This is a genomic window from Spirosoma knui, from assembly GCF_054780635.1.
This window is the reverse complement of record NZ_BAAGVY010000002.1, coordinates 196606-212115: the sequence shown is the minus strand read 5'-3', so window position 1 is coordinate 212115 and position 15510 is coordinate 196606. Positions and strand designations below refer to the sequence as shown.

The window sequence follows — 15510 nt, the reverse complement described above, 5'->3', positions numbered from 1 at the left end:
CTAAAACAGGCTTCTCACGTGCGTGAGAAGCCTGTTGTTTACCCTCCGTCAAGCATTCATTCAGGATTTCTTACTTTCTTCTAACCGTAGAGGTAGGTTTCGAAAGCGCTTCCCAGTGGCGGCAAAGAGGGCATTCGCCAGGGCTGGAGCAACAGGTGCCACCCCCGGTTCGCCTGCCCCGCCCATGCGCTCAGTGCTGGGAACAATATGCACCTCGATAGCTGGCGTTTCGTTCAGCCGCAGCATTCGGTAATCGTGAAAGTTGCTTTGCTGAACGCGCCCATCAGCCAGTGTGATCTCGCCGTAAAGTGCCGCTGTCAGTCCAAAAACAATTCCGCCTTCCATCTGAGCCACTACGCCGTCGGGATTAACCGCCAGTCCGCAATCAATAGCACACACCACTCGATGTACCTGAATTTCCTCTTTTTCCACCGACACCTCAATGACCTGAGCCACATAGCTACCCATAGCCTCACATACCGCTACGCCCCTAAAGACTCCCTGTTTTGATGGTTTATGCCAAGCTGCCTTTTCGACGACCAGATTGAGTGCGGCCAGATGCCGGGGTGCGTCTCTAAGCAGATGCCGCCGATACGCAACCGGGTCAACAGCTGCCTGAGCCGCAAGTTCATCCACCAGCGTTTCCATCACGAATACGGTATGCGTAGCGCCCACCGACCGCCAAGGTAAAACAGGAACACCTACCTGGGTGGTGTGCAGCTCGAAGGAACAGTTTGGGATCATTTTGGAGTAAGGAGCTCCGGTGGTTACCGAGCTATAGTCTATACCCTTCGGAGCAATCATACCCTGTAGGGGCGTATTGGCAAATAGCGACTGTCCGACAATACGGTGTTGCCAGGCAATGGGTAAGCCAGTCGGGTCTGTACCAACCTGAACACGATGTACGTAAGCTGGCCGGTAATAACCGCCCTGAATGTCGTCTTCGCGAGTCCATACCAGCTTGATGGCTTTTCCGCTGGCTTTCGCAATGTGCACCGCTTCCATAACCCAGTCGGCGCTAAACGAACCCCGTCGGCCAAAGCTACCACCCATATGGGGCGTGTGAAGCAATACCTTCTCAGGTTTTAAACCCAAAAAAGCGGCAATCTCGGCCTGATGGAGCAGGGGCGATTGTGTGCCAACCCAGACCTCGCATTGATTGACACCAATTTTCACCGTACAGTTGAGGGGTTCCATCGGCGCGTGAGCCAGATACGGAAAACTGTACTCTACATCGATCACATTAGCCGCTTTTTTCAAACCAGCCGCTACGTCGCCTTTCTGGTGAACGGGTAAGCCCTTAGTGGTGGCCAACCGGCGGTATTCGTCCAGCTGTTGGGCGCTATCCAGCGTTGCGTTAGGGCCAAAATTCCAGTCAATCACCAAAGCATCGCGGCCTACTTTAGCCGCCCAGAACGTATCGGCGATAACCGCAACGCCCGTTGGCAGCTGAACAACCTGCCGAACGCCTTTTATGACCTTAGTTTTGGTGGCATCAAATGCCCTTACCGTAGCCCCAAAAACTGGTGCGTGCGCGACTACGGCAGTCAGCAGTCCGGGAAAGTAAATATCCAATCCATACGTGGCTTTGCCGGATATCTTATCCGGTGTATCCAGTCGTTTCTGCGATTTGCCAATATACTTCCAGTCTTTCGGCTCGCGGAGCGTAACCGTAGGCACAGGCAGCCTTGCAGCATCGGCTGCTACCTCGCCGTAGCTGACCCGTCGATTTCCGGCGATGACATACCCGTTCTCAGTACGGCATTGTTCAAGGTTTACATCTAATCGGCGGGCGGCAGCCGTAACCAGCATCACCCGGGCCGTTGCGCCCGCCTGTCGGCAATGGTCAAACTTGGATACGGTTGTCTCCGAGCCGCCGGTAAAGCTGGGGATAAGCGTCTTTTTGAAGTCGGCTTCCCGACCCGGCGGGCTGTGTTCTACCTTTATCTGGCTCCAGTCGCAATCCAGTTCCTCGGCAATCAGCATAGGAAGGGTGGTCCATATACCCTGTCCCATCTCCACTTTAGACAAGATGATGTGGATGCTGTTGTCCGTACCAATCCGCAGATAAGCATTCAACAGGGTTTCTGTCAGACTAGGAACCCGAAGACTTTCTGCTTTACCAGGAATAGCAAAAGCAAATAGCAAGCCTCCGCTGGCAAGGGAGCTGACTTTAAGAAAACCTCTACGGTTTACTCTACTATTTTTATTCATTATATCCCTGTTTCGCTACGTAAGGCAAGTCTGCTGAATGACTACACCTCATCTAATCTAAAGGGTAAAATGCGAATCCGCTTGCCGGTCAAGTCAAAAATCGCGTTGCACAAAGCGGGAGCTAAAGGTGGTAAACCGGGTTCACCAACCCCACCAGCGGGTTCATCATTTTCCATGATATGCACCTCAATTTCTGGTGTATCAATCATGCGGGGCATATCGTAGGTATCGAAATTATGCTCCACGGCCTTCCCATCGGCAAATGTGGTCGCATGTTTATTAGCCGCCCCCAAGCCCATGATGATACTCCCTTCTACCTGAGCACGAATGATATCTGGATTAACATACCAGCCACAATCCATCAGCGCAATTACTTTTTTAATCTTGACCTTTCCGTCTGACTGGCGTGAAACCTGCACCACATGACCACAGATGCCGCCAAAGCACTCGGTTATGGCGACACCCCAACCCGCATTCTTAATCCTTGACTTCCATCCACTAATGATCTCCAACTGATCGATTAGTGCCTGATAACGCCTGTCGGGCAGATGGTTTCGGCGGAAGGTCATCGGGTCCTGCCCCGCCAGATGCGCGAGTTCGTCGATGAAACTTTCACCGGCAAAACCTGCCGTACATGCCCCTGGGGCGCGCCACCACATGACCGGTATAGGCGAGTGGGTTTTAGCTACCCTAAAACTATAGTACGAAATTGCCTTGAGATAAGGGCTTGGCATCCCTTCCAGACTCCCTTCATTATACCCCAGCGGTTTTGGGTCAGGATAGGATTCAGGGCTCCAGGTCTGTCCAATCTGCTGCGTAGCGGTGATCGTCTGAAAGGCCTGTATATGCCCATCGGTATCAAGGCCTCCCTTGCAGGCATAGAAAGCACCAGGTCGAAATGGCCCCAGGCTCATATCATCTTCCCGCGTCCACACGACCTGAACGGGGGCGTTCATGGCTTTCGAGAGTAAGGCCGCTTCGTAAGGATAGTCGGGAAATGCCTTGCGTCCAAACCCACCACCCAAGAAGGTCATATTGACCGTGACGTTTTCTTTTGGGACCCCCATTCGCTCACTCAAATCAGCCTGTATCCAGTTAGCTTCCTGAATTGGCCCCCAAATGTCGATGCGGTTTTCCTGTACATGGGCGATACAGTTGAGGGGCTCCATACAACTATGTGACTGGTAAGGCGTTTCGTAAACCACTTCCAGCTTTTTGGCCGCGGCCTGAAAAGCAGCTTCGAGTTGATCTGATGGGCGGGGCTTTTTGAGATCGTCTCGCATCTGGGTAGCAAGCTCGTCGGAATTAAGATGGTTAAAGCCAGAATCATCCCAATCGACCACCAGTACTTTGCGTCCTTGCATCGCGGCCCATAGCGAATCGGCCACGACGGCAACCCCTTCGCAAAGGCTCTCAAAAACAACTCGCTGTATGGGTAGCACACGTCTGACACCCGGCACAGCCATGGTTTTTGCCGCATCGAACCCATTGACTTTCCCACGAAATCGTGGATTACGCTCAACTACGGCATAGAGCATCCCTGGCAAGTTTTTATCCAGTCCGAATTGAGCCCTACCATTCGTTTTCAGCGGAATGTCCTGCCTGGGCATCGGCTTCCCGATGAGCTTATACGCCTTCCGGCTTTTCAAGGAAACGTTTTGCGGGGGAGTCAATTGGGTGGCTTTTTCGACCAGTAACCCGTAATTGACTTTTTTACCGGAAGGCCGATGAATAACCTGACCGTTTTCCGCGTAGCACTCTGAAGCGTGTACCTGCCATTGTGTAGCGGCCACGTCGATGAGCATTTCTCGTGCGGCCGCCCCGGTCTGTAACAGTTGTTTATACCAACCCCGCACCGAAAAACTTCCTTCCTGGGGCTGAGGACCAAATTGGGCGGGATTTGCTGGTGCAGACAAAATCGTAACCTGATCCAGATTGACTTCCAGCTCTTCGGCTATCATTTGAGGAATGGCCTGAAACGTTCCCTGTCCCATTTCGGACCGGTGGTTCATCAGCGTTACCCGACCCGATTGGTCGATCGAAATCCAGGCCATCAGCTCCGTTCCTGGTTGAACGACCGTTTGACCATTGACGATATCGACCGTCGATTGAGCCGAACCAACTCTGTAGGCGCCAATTGTTAACGCAATCCCTGATAATCCCGTTTGTCGGATAAACGTTCGGCGCGATACCCCCTGACTATGTTTCATTGATCTTTCGGTTTAGCCAGCATACCAGCGGCTGTTTTAATAGCGTTTCGGATTCGGGGATACGTGCCACAACGGCAGATATTACCCTGCATGGCGGCATCAATATCATCGTCGGTCGGGTGGGAATTCATCTTTAATAAAGCAACGGCCGACATGATCTGCCCGCTTTGGCAGTAGCCACACTGAGGTACCTGCTCGGTAATCCAGGCTTTTTGTACGGGATGTTCGTTGTCTTTAGAAATCCCTTCAATCGTGGTGATGGGTTGATTCAACACGGCTGATACAGGAAAGGAACAGGAGCGGATAGGTGCGCCCTTCAGGTGTATAGTACAGGCACCACACTGGGCTATACCGCAACCGTATTTTGTGCCAGTCAGGCCAACCAGGTCCCGAATAACCCAAAGCAAAGGCATCTGTGCATCGGCGCTGACGGTGTATCTCTTACCGTTGATCAATAGCGTATAGGAAGGCATATCTCTTGCATTTAAACCAGTTAAGCAAATAAATACAGAGGCCGCGCGATTGAAAAATAGAATTGACCACCGACCTGATCTAGTTGACGAACAGCCTGATAAGCTTCTGATTTCAGCAGTAGATACCGGTCAAGACGAAATTGCAGCTTATCCTTCGGGTTAGGTAAGTGGTCAATTGGTTTAGGTCGTTCGTGTATTGTATCGATGCAATTTCCCTCAATTCGTATAACTTGTGAGACGTGTTAATTGGACAAACCGTGTAGACAACCCATGCCTGCTTTATCAAATAGCTCACCAAATCAGAACTGGTTTTTTAACTACAAGCTTTACCACTTGCCGTTCTGGTTTGTGTACCATTATGTCTCGTGGGTCATTACGTGGGGCAACCCGGTTACCGTTTTCCACACGATCATCATCCTACCCTACGCACTCAAATACAGTTTCTACGTCATTTTTCAGGCGTTAGCTGTCTATTTTAATTTGTATTTTCTAGTGCCTGCCTTTCTGGAGAAAAGTCGATTTGTGCCCTACATCGCTTATTTTCTCTTGACGGTATTGTGTGCTACCTTCTGTATTGCGGGTGGCTATTATTTCAGTGCCTTTGTCAGTGGAAAAACCATACAGAAGTTATTTGGCGAGTCGGCCTGCTATTATCAGTTCTTGGGCAATGCGCTGCCGTCGACCATGGCCAGCATGACACTGGCCATGAGTATCAAGCTCACTAAAAACTGGATCCAGACGCGCAAGCGACAGCAGTTGTTGGAAAAAGAGAAATTGGAAACCGAGCTGAAATTCCTGCGCAGCCAGTTCAATCCCCATTTTCTCTTCAACACGATTAATTCCATCTTCTTTTTAATTCATAAAAATCCTGATATGGCGTCGGCCTCGCTGGCGAAATTTTCGGAACTATTACGCTATCAGCTGTATGAATGTAACGACCAGCAAATACCCCTTAGCAAAGAGATCGCTTACCTGGAGAACTTCATTGAACTGGAAAAACTGCGCCAAAACAGTAATGTAAAGGTGACCATTGACATTAAGACCCACTATGTAGATCACCTCGGCATTGCTCCGTTTATCGTCATGACGTTTGTTGAAAATGCTTTCAAGCATGTTTCCAGGCACGGCAATCAACTCAATTGGATAACCATTCGGCTGGCGTTAAACGGTCAACAGCTGAGTCTTTTTGTTGCGAATAGTACGGCGATAGAACCTGATAACGTCGTGATACAATACGGCGGCATTGGCTTACAAAACGTGCAGCGACGACTGGACCTACTCTATCCTGAACAGTATACATTGAACATTCAGCAACGCCCCGACAGCTTTGAGGTGACGTTACGCGTCCTGCTGACCGAACGTGTGTCATCTTCTCCTCTACAATTGGCTTGATCACCTTTCTCGAACCATATGTTGAACTGCGTTATTGTAGATGATGAGCCACTGGCTCGGGAAGGATTGGCCTGTTACGTGCGGGAAGTTGATTTTCTGCACCTGACAAGAACCTGCGAGCATGCCCTCGAACTGGTTTCATTGCTCGACCAACAAGCGGTCGAACTGATTTTTCTGGACATTCAAATGCCGAAGATGACCGGAATCGATTTCTTGAAAATTGTACCGAAACCGCCGATGGTTATCATTACTACGGCCTATCCCAGTTTTGCGCTGGAAGGCTTTCAGTTGAACGTACTGGATTATCTGCTCAAACCCATCACCTTCGACCGCTTCTTTAAATCGGCCAACAAAGCCCGGGAATACCATCGGCTCCTGACGCAATCGACGATGAACCCGCCAACCGCGACTGCTGATTCGGACTATTTCTTTATCAAATGCGGCAACAAATACGAAAAGTTGTTTTATGCCGACATTCTGTTTATTGAAGGGCTACAGAACTACGTAACCATTTTTACGACCCAAGGCAAGTACGTTACGTTATTAAACCTCAAACAGTTAGATCAGTACTTGACTAGCCCAGCCTTCCTTCGCGTCCATAAATCGTACACAGTGGCCGTGAACAAGATTGATGGCATCGAAGGCCACGAACTCTTTATTCAGGCACACCGCATCCCTATCAGTCGCCATTACCGGGACGGGGTTATGAGCAAGGTGCTGAGCAACAAGTTGTGGAAAAAATGACCGCTAGAACGTAACCCGTTATTGTCCAAACGCGTACAAAAATGTCCGTTTCTGGACAAGTGTTCCAAGGCATATTTTGAATAGAAAGGCTATTCCTGCGCAGGAATAGCCTTTCTGCTTCCTGGCAAGGCATTTGTTATACATATACACAACTAATCTTTAGCTATGAAGGGGACTTACTTAGGCGAGTTCGAAGAAATAGTGCTGCTGGCTGTAGCCATTCGATCGGGTGATGCGTATGGAGCCGCTGTCGTCACGGAGATTGAGCAGCAGATGGGCCGTTCGGTCAACCTCGGCGCGGTGCATTCAGCGCTGAACCGACTTCAGGAAAAAGGGCTCGTCAAATCAGAGATGGGGGGTATATCGCCCGAACGCGGTGGCCGACGGAAACGACTCTACTCCGTAACGAGTGCGGGCAAGCGAGCTCTTGAAGAAGTACGGGAGTTGCGGAGCCAAATGTGGAATGCCATTCCCCGAACTGCCTGGTCATGAGCAAGCCAACTATCCCGCCCCGCATAGCCCGGCGTCTACTGCGCTGGTTCTGCGCTCCGCATCTGCTCGACGAGCTGGAAGGTGATCTGAACGAACTGTTCCAGGAGCGGGTCGAGTCGGTGGGGCTGCGCCGGGCACAGTGGCGCTACGTCCGGGATGTACTGAGCCTGATGCGGCCCTGGATTGTGAAGCGTAAACCAAAGGAGTATCCAAACCCGACCAACACAGACATGATTCGTAACTATCTGACCATCGCTTTTCGGAATCTGTGGCGACACAAGGCATTTACCGCCATCAATATTGTCGGCTTAGCTGTGGGGCTGGCAACCTGTCTGCTAATTGTCCTTTTCGTGCTACACGAGCTGAGTTATGACCGTTACCACGCCAACGCCGACCGAGTGTATCGAATGATCCTACACGGGCGAATGGATGAAAAAGACATCAACCTGGCCTATACCAGCGGACCAGCCGGGCAAGCTCTCCTACGAGACTGTCCCGGTGTGGAGGTAGTTACCCGGCTACGCAGAGAAGGGGCTTTTCTGATAAAACACGGCCAGGAAGTCATAAAAGAAGAGAATGTGGCCTTCGTTGATTCGAATTTCTTCTCGGTTTTCGCTATTCCAATGCTGAAAGGTAGCGCAGCCAGCGTACTCGTTGAACCAAAAACGCTGGTCGTTACGGAAACAATCGCCCGGAAGTACTTTGGTCAATCAGATCCTATCGGAAAAATGCTATCGATGGGTCAATTGGGTCTTTTCCGGGTGACCGGTGTCTGTGCAGATGTTCCGTCGAACACGCATTTTCAGTACGACATGTTTGGCTCGCTGCAGTCGGTTAAAAACGGCCCTAAATGGTTAGCCAGCGGTGCCTACACCTATCTGCGACTTCGGGAAGGCTACTCCATCCAGCAGGTAGAAGCCATCAGCCGGGGGTTCATCAGCAAGTACATCGCTTCTGAAATCAAAGAGTTCTTCGGAATAGATTATGCTGAGTTCCAAAGAAAAGGCAATCGATTCGGCTTTGGCTTCCAACCCATAACCGCCATTCATCTACATTCCAATTTAGATGACGAATTAGCGGCTAATAGCGACATCAAATACGTCTACATCTTCTCGGCAATTGCGCTATTTATCCTGCTGTTAGCCTGCATCAATTTCATGAACTTGTCCACTGCCGGATCAGCCGGACGATCCAAAGAAGTTGGTATTCGCAAAGTACTGGGCTCTGTTCAGAAGCAGTTGGTCGGTCAGTTCCTGACCGAATCTATTCTACTGACTTTTCTGGCGCTAGTACTAGCGCTGGGGCTCGTCTTCCTGTTATTGCCGAGCTTCAATACGTTATCCGGGAAACAATTTACCGCTAGTGCCATTCTCAACGGGCGAATGCTCTTCGGTGCAGTGTTGGCCTGCCTGGCAATTGGCTTATTGGCTGGCAGCTATCCAGCCTTTGTACTCTCATCCTTCAAGCCCATTACGGTTCTCAGCGGCCGAATACAGGCTGGCTTACGGAACGGTTGGTTGCGCAATACATTAGTGACGGGTCAGTTTGTGGTGTCAATCGGAATGATCATCGTCACGATTGTCGCGAATCAGCAAGTACGTTTCATGCAAACCAAGAAGGTTGGTTTTGACAAAGAACAGGTGCTGGTCTTACACGATACGCACGTACTGGGCGATAAACTAAATGCCTTCAAAGCCGAACTGTCCAGGTTGTCACCCGTCATCAAAGTATCGCTGGCCGGATTTCTACCAGCTGGCGCATCCAGCCAGAGTGTGGATGGAATTCAGGTCAAGAACGGTTCACGGACAGGCACGCACCGGACAAAAAGCTATTTTATTGACGAAGATTACCTGCCTACATTGGGGATTCGGCTGGTGCAGGGCCGCAGCTTTTCGAAGGCTTTTGGCTCTGAGAGTTCAGCGGTACTGCTGAACGAAGCGGCCGTTCGGGCGTACGGCTTCAAAAACCCTATCGGTCAGCAGATTGCCACGGTAGGCGACGGTACCGAAGGAAGTAAACGAACGTACACGGTCATAGGCGTAGTAAACGATTTTCATTTTGAATCCATGCGCCAGCACATTGCCCCATTACTCCTGTTCTATGGTGGCAATAATGAACAACTGGCCTTACGTATCCAGACAGACGATATCCCCGGTCTTCTACGTACTATTGAACAGCGGTGGAAGGCTCAGACGGATAACCCGTTTGCGTATTCGTTCTTAGACGAACGGTTTAATACCATGTATCAGTCCGAACAACGGATTAGTCAATTATTTGGTGTTTTTGCCAGTTTAGCCGTGCTGATTGCCTGTTTGGGATTGCTCGGATTAGCCGCTTTCACTACCCATCAGCGCAATAAGGAAATTGGCATTCGGAAAGTCCTGGGGGCATCCATCGCCAGCGTGGTTGTCCTGCTAACGAAAGATTTCTTACGCTTAGTGGTGATTGCCATCGGTATTGCGACCCCTTTGGCCTGGTACGCTATGAATCAGTGGCTGCAAGATTTTGCGTACAAGATTAACATTGCCTGGTGGGTCTTCGTACTGGCCGCGGTATTGGCCATTTTGGTGGCCTTCGTGACGGTAAGTTTCCAAAGCATCAAAGCCGCTCTAGTAAATCCAGTAAGGTCATTACGTAGCGAGTAAGTCAATGTCCCAAGCTCCCCGCTCTTCACCACCCCGTTACGACGGACCCCGCCTTGCCCAACGCCTGCTGCGCTGGTTCTGCGCTCCGCATCTTCTTAATGAACTGGAGGGCGATCTGGATGAGCTATTCCAGCAGCGGGTGCGGGAGGAGGGCCTACGTCGGGCGCAGTGGCGCTACGTACGGGACGTACTGAGCCTGATGCGGCCCTGGATTGTGAAGCGTAAACCAAAGGAGTATCCAAACCCAACCAACACAGACATGCTACGCAATTACATTAAAATCGCCTTTCGCAATCTGGTCAGGAACCGGGCTTACTCAGTCATTAATATTGGCGGGTTAGCTATGGGAATGGCTGTAGCCATGCTCATAAGCTTGTGGGTGTATGACGAACTCTCGTTCGATCGGTATTTCCAGAATTACGACCGCATTGCCAAGGTCATGCAGTCTGGTTCGTTCAACGGGGAGGTCATTCATAGTAATTACAATCCGGCACCAATGGGCCCCGAACTCCGGACGGTCTACGGCGAAAACTTTACCCACGTCATCATGTCGTCCTGGACGGATGAACACATTCTCGCCTACGGCGACAAAAAATTCACAAAAACTGGAAATTACCTGAGTCCAGGGGCTCCCGATATGCTGACATTGAACATGCTTAGCGGCACACGGGCTGGTTTAAAAGAACCCAACTCTATTTTATTGTCGGCGTCAGTAGCACAGGCACTGTTTGGAACAACCGATCCCGTGGGAAAACTCATGAAGATCGACAATCGGCTCAACGTGAAAGTAACGGGTGTCTACGAGGATTTACCCTACAATACGGAATTCCGGGAGATGAAATTCATCGCTCCGTGGGACCTGTACGCTTCTTCGCAGGATTGGGTCAAACGGGCGCAGGACAATGTTGAGTGGGACAATAACTCCTGGCAGGTACTGGCACAGATTCGGCCAAACACAACATTTGAAGCCGTTTCGGCCAAAATCAAAAACATCCGCTTACAGCATATTCCTGAAATAGCATTTCTTAAGCCAGTCGTGTATTTGCACCCTATGAGTCGCTGGCATCTCTACTCAGGCTGGGATAAATCGGGAAACCTGGATGGCCGCATTCAGTACGTCTGGCTATTCGGGATTATCGGCGCGTTTGTGCTGTTGCTGGCCTGTATCAATTTCATGAACCTGTCAACCGCCCGCTCTGAGAAACGCGCTAAAGAGGTTGGCATTCGCAAAGCCATTGGGTCGGTTCGCAGCCAACTGATTGCACAATTTTTCAGTGAGTCGCTGCTGGTATCGGCTCTCGCGTTTGGTCTAGCTATCGGTCTGGTGTTGTTAATACTCCCTGTTTTCAACGAAGTAGCTGATAAACAAATCCGTATACTATGGACAACTCCGATTTTCTGGCTTTGCGGTATTTGTTTCGCCCTGCTTACTGGTTTGATTGCGGGCAGCTATCCGGCCCTTTATCTATCGTCGTTCCAGGCGATTCAGGTATTAAAAGGCCATAGTTCAGCACTCCGGTTCCGGTTTGGCCGTTTTGCCACGGTTCCACGCCAGGCATTGGTTGTGGTGCAGTTCACCGTATCGGTCACTTTGATTATCGGAACGATCATCGTGTTTCGGCAAATTCAGCACGCCAAAAATCGTCCGGTCGGGTACGACCGCAACGGCCTGATTACGGTGGCGATGAACACTCCGGAGTTGTATCAGCATTACAATGCCCTACGAAACAGCTTACAGGAAACCGGCGCGGTTGTGGATATGTCCACATCGTCGGCCCCGACAACGAATCTGAATTCCCAGAACGGCGGATTTACCTGGGAAGGGAAAGATCCTAGTTTTAAAGAGAGCTTCGGTACCGTTGCCGTTTCTCATGACTTCGGTAAAACGGTAGGCTGGCAGTTTGTACAGGGGCGAGATTTATCCCGGCAATTCGCTACGGACTCATCGGGCATTGTGCTGAACGAAACGGCCGTTCGTTATATGGGTTTGAAAGATCCGGTGGGCAAACAGATGAAGTGGAATAATAAGCCATACCGAATCGTAGGGGTTATCAAGGATATGCTCATGGACTCTCCCTTCGAGCCTGTTTATCAGACGGTTTATATGCTGAACTACGGCTGGGCTAACGTCATCAATGTCAAGCTCAACCCCAATCAACCTCTGAGTGAGTCGTTAGCAAAGGTTGAGGAGGTATTTCGAAAATTCAATCCCGGGAGCCCCTTCGATTACAAGTTCACAGATCAGCAATATGCCCTGAAATTTGCCGCTGAAGAACGGATTGGCAAACTCGCTTCCGGCTTCGCCATTCTCGCCATTCTGATTAGCTGCCTGGGACTGTTTGGATTAGCCTCGTTCATGGCCGAACAACGCACCAAAGAGATTGGTGTGCGGAAAGTCCTGGGGGCATCCGTAACCAACCTTTGGCTACTACTCTCGAAAGACTTCGTGGTGCTGGTGGTTATTGCTTTTGGTATCTCCACAGTAATTGCCTACTACTTTCTGAACGACTGGCTCCAGAAGTATCAATACCATACCAAATTGTCGTGGTGGATATTTACGCTAGCGGGTGGCAGTGCGTTGGTTATAACATTGCTGACTGTCAGCTATCAGGCCATCAAAGCCGCGTTGGTCAATCCGGTCAAATCGCTACGTAGCGAATAAGCCTATGCGCTCAGCTCCTACCCCTCCACCCTTGGCCCAAGGCCTGTTACGTTGGTTCTGCGCCCCGCACCTGCTCGACGAGCTGGAAGGTGATCTGAACGAACTGTTCCAGGAGCGGGTCGAGTCAATAGGCTTACGGAAGGCGCGGTGGCGTTACGTCCGGGATGTTGTGAGTTTGCTGCGGCCTCAATTCATCAAACGAAAAGATCATGAGTACCCCAAACCAACAAATACTGACATGCTACGGAATTATCTGACAATTGCGTTTCGAAATCTAGCCAAAAATAGAGCTTCCTCTGCCATTAACATTGGCGGACTAGCCGTTGGTATGGCCGTAGCCATGCTCAATGGCCTATGGGTTTGGGACGAACTGTCGTTCAATAAATCCTTTCAGAATTACAACCACATCGCCCAGGTCAGGGAGCGCGGAATCAGACCCGATGAAGGCCGGAATTATTCAAACAATTCGTTACCCTACCCGCTGGCCAACGAATTAAAAACAAATTATGGACAGTACTTTAAGCACATTCTGCTGGCTCAGCAACCGGAAGAATGCATTCTGACCTCGGGTGAGACGAAATTGACGCAGAAAGGGCAGTTCATTGAAGCGGGGGCACCGGACATGTTCACGCTGCATATGCTGAGTGGTTCTCGATCGGCCCTGAATGACCGACATTCTGTTCTTCTGGCAGCGTCGGCCGCCCAAGCGATGTTCGGTGATGAAGACCCGGTAAATAAGCCGATAAAGATCAATGATAACATCGAGGCAACGGTAGCCGGTGTGTATGCCGACTTACCCCACAACACAGCCTTCAGCGACATAAAATTCTTTGCTCCGTTCGACCTGTGGGTGTCGGTCAATCCGTGGGTACGGGAGCAGCAATGGAACAACTGGTTTCTGGATATCTATGTCCAGCTTCATCCGCAGGCCGATGCGGCTCAGGTATCGGCCCTTATCAAAGACATTGAGCTGAATAAACTAAAAGCACTCGAAGGAACGCAGGAGCTAATGGCCCGACAACCCAAGATTTCTCTGCTGCCTATGAGTCGCTGGCACCTGTATAGCAACTACTACGAAGACGACAATAGCCCGGTTCAGCTGGTATGGCTCGTTGGCCTGATTGGGCTGTTCGTCTTGCTGCTGGCCTGCATCAATTTCATGAACCTCAGCACGGCCCGTTCGGCAAGGCGGGCGAAAGAAGTGGGCGTTCGGAAAGCCGTCGGCTCGCAGCGCGGGCAGCTAATTAGTCAATTCTTCAGCGAGTCGTTTCTGGTCGTTTTCATGGCCTTTGGTCTGATGCTCGTGCTGGTCATCCTTTCGCTACCCTGGTTCAACCAGATAGCCGCCAAGGAGTTGCAGCTTCCATGGGCGAATGGCACATTCTGGTTGGTCAGTGTAGGGTTTATCTTGTTCACGGGTTTTGTGGCAGGAAGCTACCCCGCTTTTTACCTCTCGTCGTTTCAGCCGGTCAAGGTGCTAAAAGGAGTAGCCAGTATCGGCGCATCGCCTGTCCGGCGACTTGTCGCCTTACCGCGCCAGGTATTGGTCGTAATGCAGTTTGTGGTTTCGGTGAGTCTTATTATCGGCACTCTGATTGTGTATCGGCAGGTTCAGTATGCCCGTGATCGACCCGTTGGCTACGACAAGGCCGGTTTGCTGTTAATCGAGAAGAAAACGGCTGGCTATACCGGCAAGTTTGAGCTGCTCAGAACCGAGTTGAAGAATACGGGCGTCGTGGAGGAGGTGGCTCAGTCGAGGAGTTCGGTTACGGGTATTACCATGTGGAACCCCGGTTTCTCAAGAAACGGTCTGGAAATAACCTGCCCGCACGGTTGCGGTACGTTGCCGGTCTCGCCGGAATACGGTAAAACAGTCAGCTGGCAATTTGTGGCTGGCCGGGATTTCAACCGGGCGTTGACCAGCGATTCGGCGGGTTTTGTCATCAACGAGTCGTTTGCCAGGCAGATGGGCCTGAAAAACCGCAACGGCGGATCGCCAGTAGGCGAAACCATCGTCTGGGCGCCTAAGGGACGGGCTGCCAAGCCCTACACAATCCTGGGCGTCGTGAAAGACATGGTTGCCCTGTCGCCCTACGAGCCAACAATACCAACCGTCTTTTTTGTAGAGGATAACTACACCTGGATTAACATCCGAATCAAGCCTACCGTAAGTGCATCGGCGGCTCTTCCTAAACTAGGAGCCGTTTTTAAGCAACTTATCCCATCGGTTCCGTTTGATTACAAGTTCGCCGATCAGGAATACGCGCTCAAGTTTGCCGCCGAAGAACGCATTGGCAATCTAGCGGCCATATTCGCCGTGCTAGCCATTTTCATCTCTTGTCTGGGCTTGTTCGGCTTGGCTTCGTTTATTGCCGAGTCGCGCACCAAAGAAATTGGTATCCGCAAAGTACTAGGTGCCAGCACAACCAGCCTTTGGGGCTTACTTTCCAAAGATTTCGTCCTGCTGGTCCTGATAGCCATTGGCATTGCTACACCTATGGCCTGGTTTTTCCTGTCAAAATGGTTGAATCAGTATCAGTACCATACTGAGCTGTCCTGGTGGATTTTCGCCCTGGCGGGCACCCTTGTCCTGGTTATTACGCTACTGACTGTCAGTTATCAGAGCATCAAAGCCGCCCTTTTGAATCCGGTAAAGTCGTTACGTAGTGAGTAAGCGT

General features: G+C 50.8%; 9 protein-coding genes. 6 read left to right on the top strand and 3 right to left on the bottom strand.

What is annotated here, in order from left to right; translation table 11 throughout:
- Nucleotides 1-60: 60 nt before the first annotated feature.
- The 3 genes from ACYVIY_RS05610 to ACYVIY_RS05600 all read right to left on the bottom strand — a co-directional run bounded on the left by ACYVIY_RS05610 (nucleotide 61) and on the right by ACYVIY_RS05600 (nucleotide 4897).
- Nucleotides 61-2079: a xanthine dehydrogenase family protein molybdopterin-binding subunit gene (locus tag ACYVIY_RS05610; RefSeq protein ID WP_460975315.1), complete on the bottom strand. Its 2019-nt coding sequence runs from the start codon at nucleotides 2077-2079 to the stop codon at nucleotides 61-63.
- 176 nt (nucleotides 2080-2255) lie between these two features.
- Nucleotides 2256-4424 carry a xanthine dehydrogenase family protein molybdopterin-binding subunit gene (locus tag ACYVIY_RS05605; protein WP_460975314.1) on the bottom strand — a complete coding sequence of 723 codons (2169 nt, stop codon included), beginning with the start codon at nucleotides 4422-4424 and terminating at the stop codon, nucleotides 2256-2258.
- Nucleotides 4421-4897: a (2Fe-2S)-binding protein gene (locus ACYVIY_RS05600; RefSeq protein WP_460975313.1), complete on the bottom strand. Its 477-nt coding sequence runs from the start codon at nucleotides 4895-4897 to the stop codon at nucleotides 4421-4423. Before ACYVIY_RS05600 ends, ACYVIY_RS05605 begins: the two co-directional genes overlap by 4 nt.
- A 270-nt stretch (nucleotides 4898-5167) precedes the next feature.
- Between ACYVIY_RS05600 and ACYVIY_RS05595 the strand changes: the two genes are divergently transcribed.
- The 6 genes from ACYVIY_RS05595 (at nucleotide 5168) to ACYVIY_RS05570 (ending at nucleotide 15506) form a co-directional block, all read left to right on the top strand.
- Nucleotides 5168-6289, top strand: coding sequence for a sensor histidine kinase (locus ACYVIY_RS05595; protein ID WP_460975312.1), 1122 nt, complete (start codon nucleotides 5168-5170; stop codon nucleotides 6287-6289).
- An 18-nt stretch (nucleotides 6290-6307) separates the two neighbouring features.
- The gene (locus ACYVIY_RS05590) at nucleotides 6308-7033 is read left to right on the top strand and encodes a LytR/AlgR family response regulator transcription factor (protein ID WP_460975311.1); all 726 of its coding nucleotides are present in this window, start codon (nucleotides 6308-6310) and stop codon (nucleotides 7031-7033) included.
- Between the two features lie 165 nt (nucleotides 7034-7198).
- Entirely contained in the window at nucleotides 7199-7525 is a 327-nt protein-coding gene (locus ACYVIY_RS05585) for a PadR family transcriptional regulator (protein ID WP_460975310.1), read from the top strand.
- Nucleotides 7522-10170 carry an ABC transporter permease gene (locus ACYVIY_RS05580; RefSeq protein ID WP_460975309.1) on the top strand — a complete coding sequence of 883 codons (2649 nt, stop codon included), beginning with the start codon at nucleotides 7522-7524 and terminating at the stop codon, nucleotides 10168-10170. The genes ACYVIY_RS05585 and ACYVIY_RS05580 overlap by 4 nt, the downstream gene beginning before the upstream one ends.
- A gap of 4 nt (nucleotides 10171-10174) precedes the next feature.
- The gene (locus ACYVIY_RS05575; RefSeq protein WP_460975308.1) at nucleotides 10175-12832 is read left to right on the top strand and encodes an ABC transporter permease; all 2658 of its coding nucleotides are present in this window, start codon (nucleotides 10175-10177) and stop codon (nucleotides 12830-12832) included.
- Between the two features lie 4 nt (nucleotides 12833-12836).
- Nucleotides 12837-15506 carry an ABC transporter permease gene (locus tag ACYVIY_RS05570; RefSeq protein ID WP_460975307.1) on the top strand — a complete coding sequence of 890 codons (2670 nt, stop codon included), beginning with the start codon at nucleotides 12837-12839 and terminating at the stop codon, nucleotides 15504-15506.
- Nucleotides 15507-15510 lie beyond the last annotated feature (4 nt).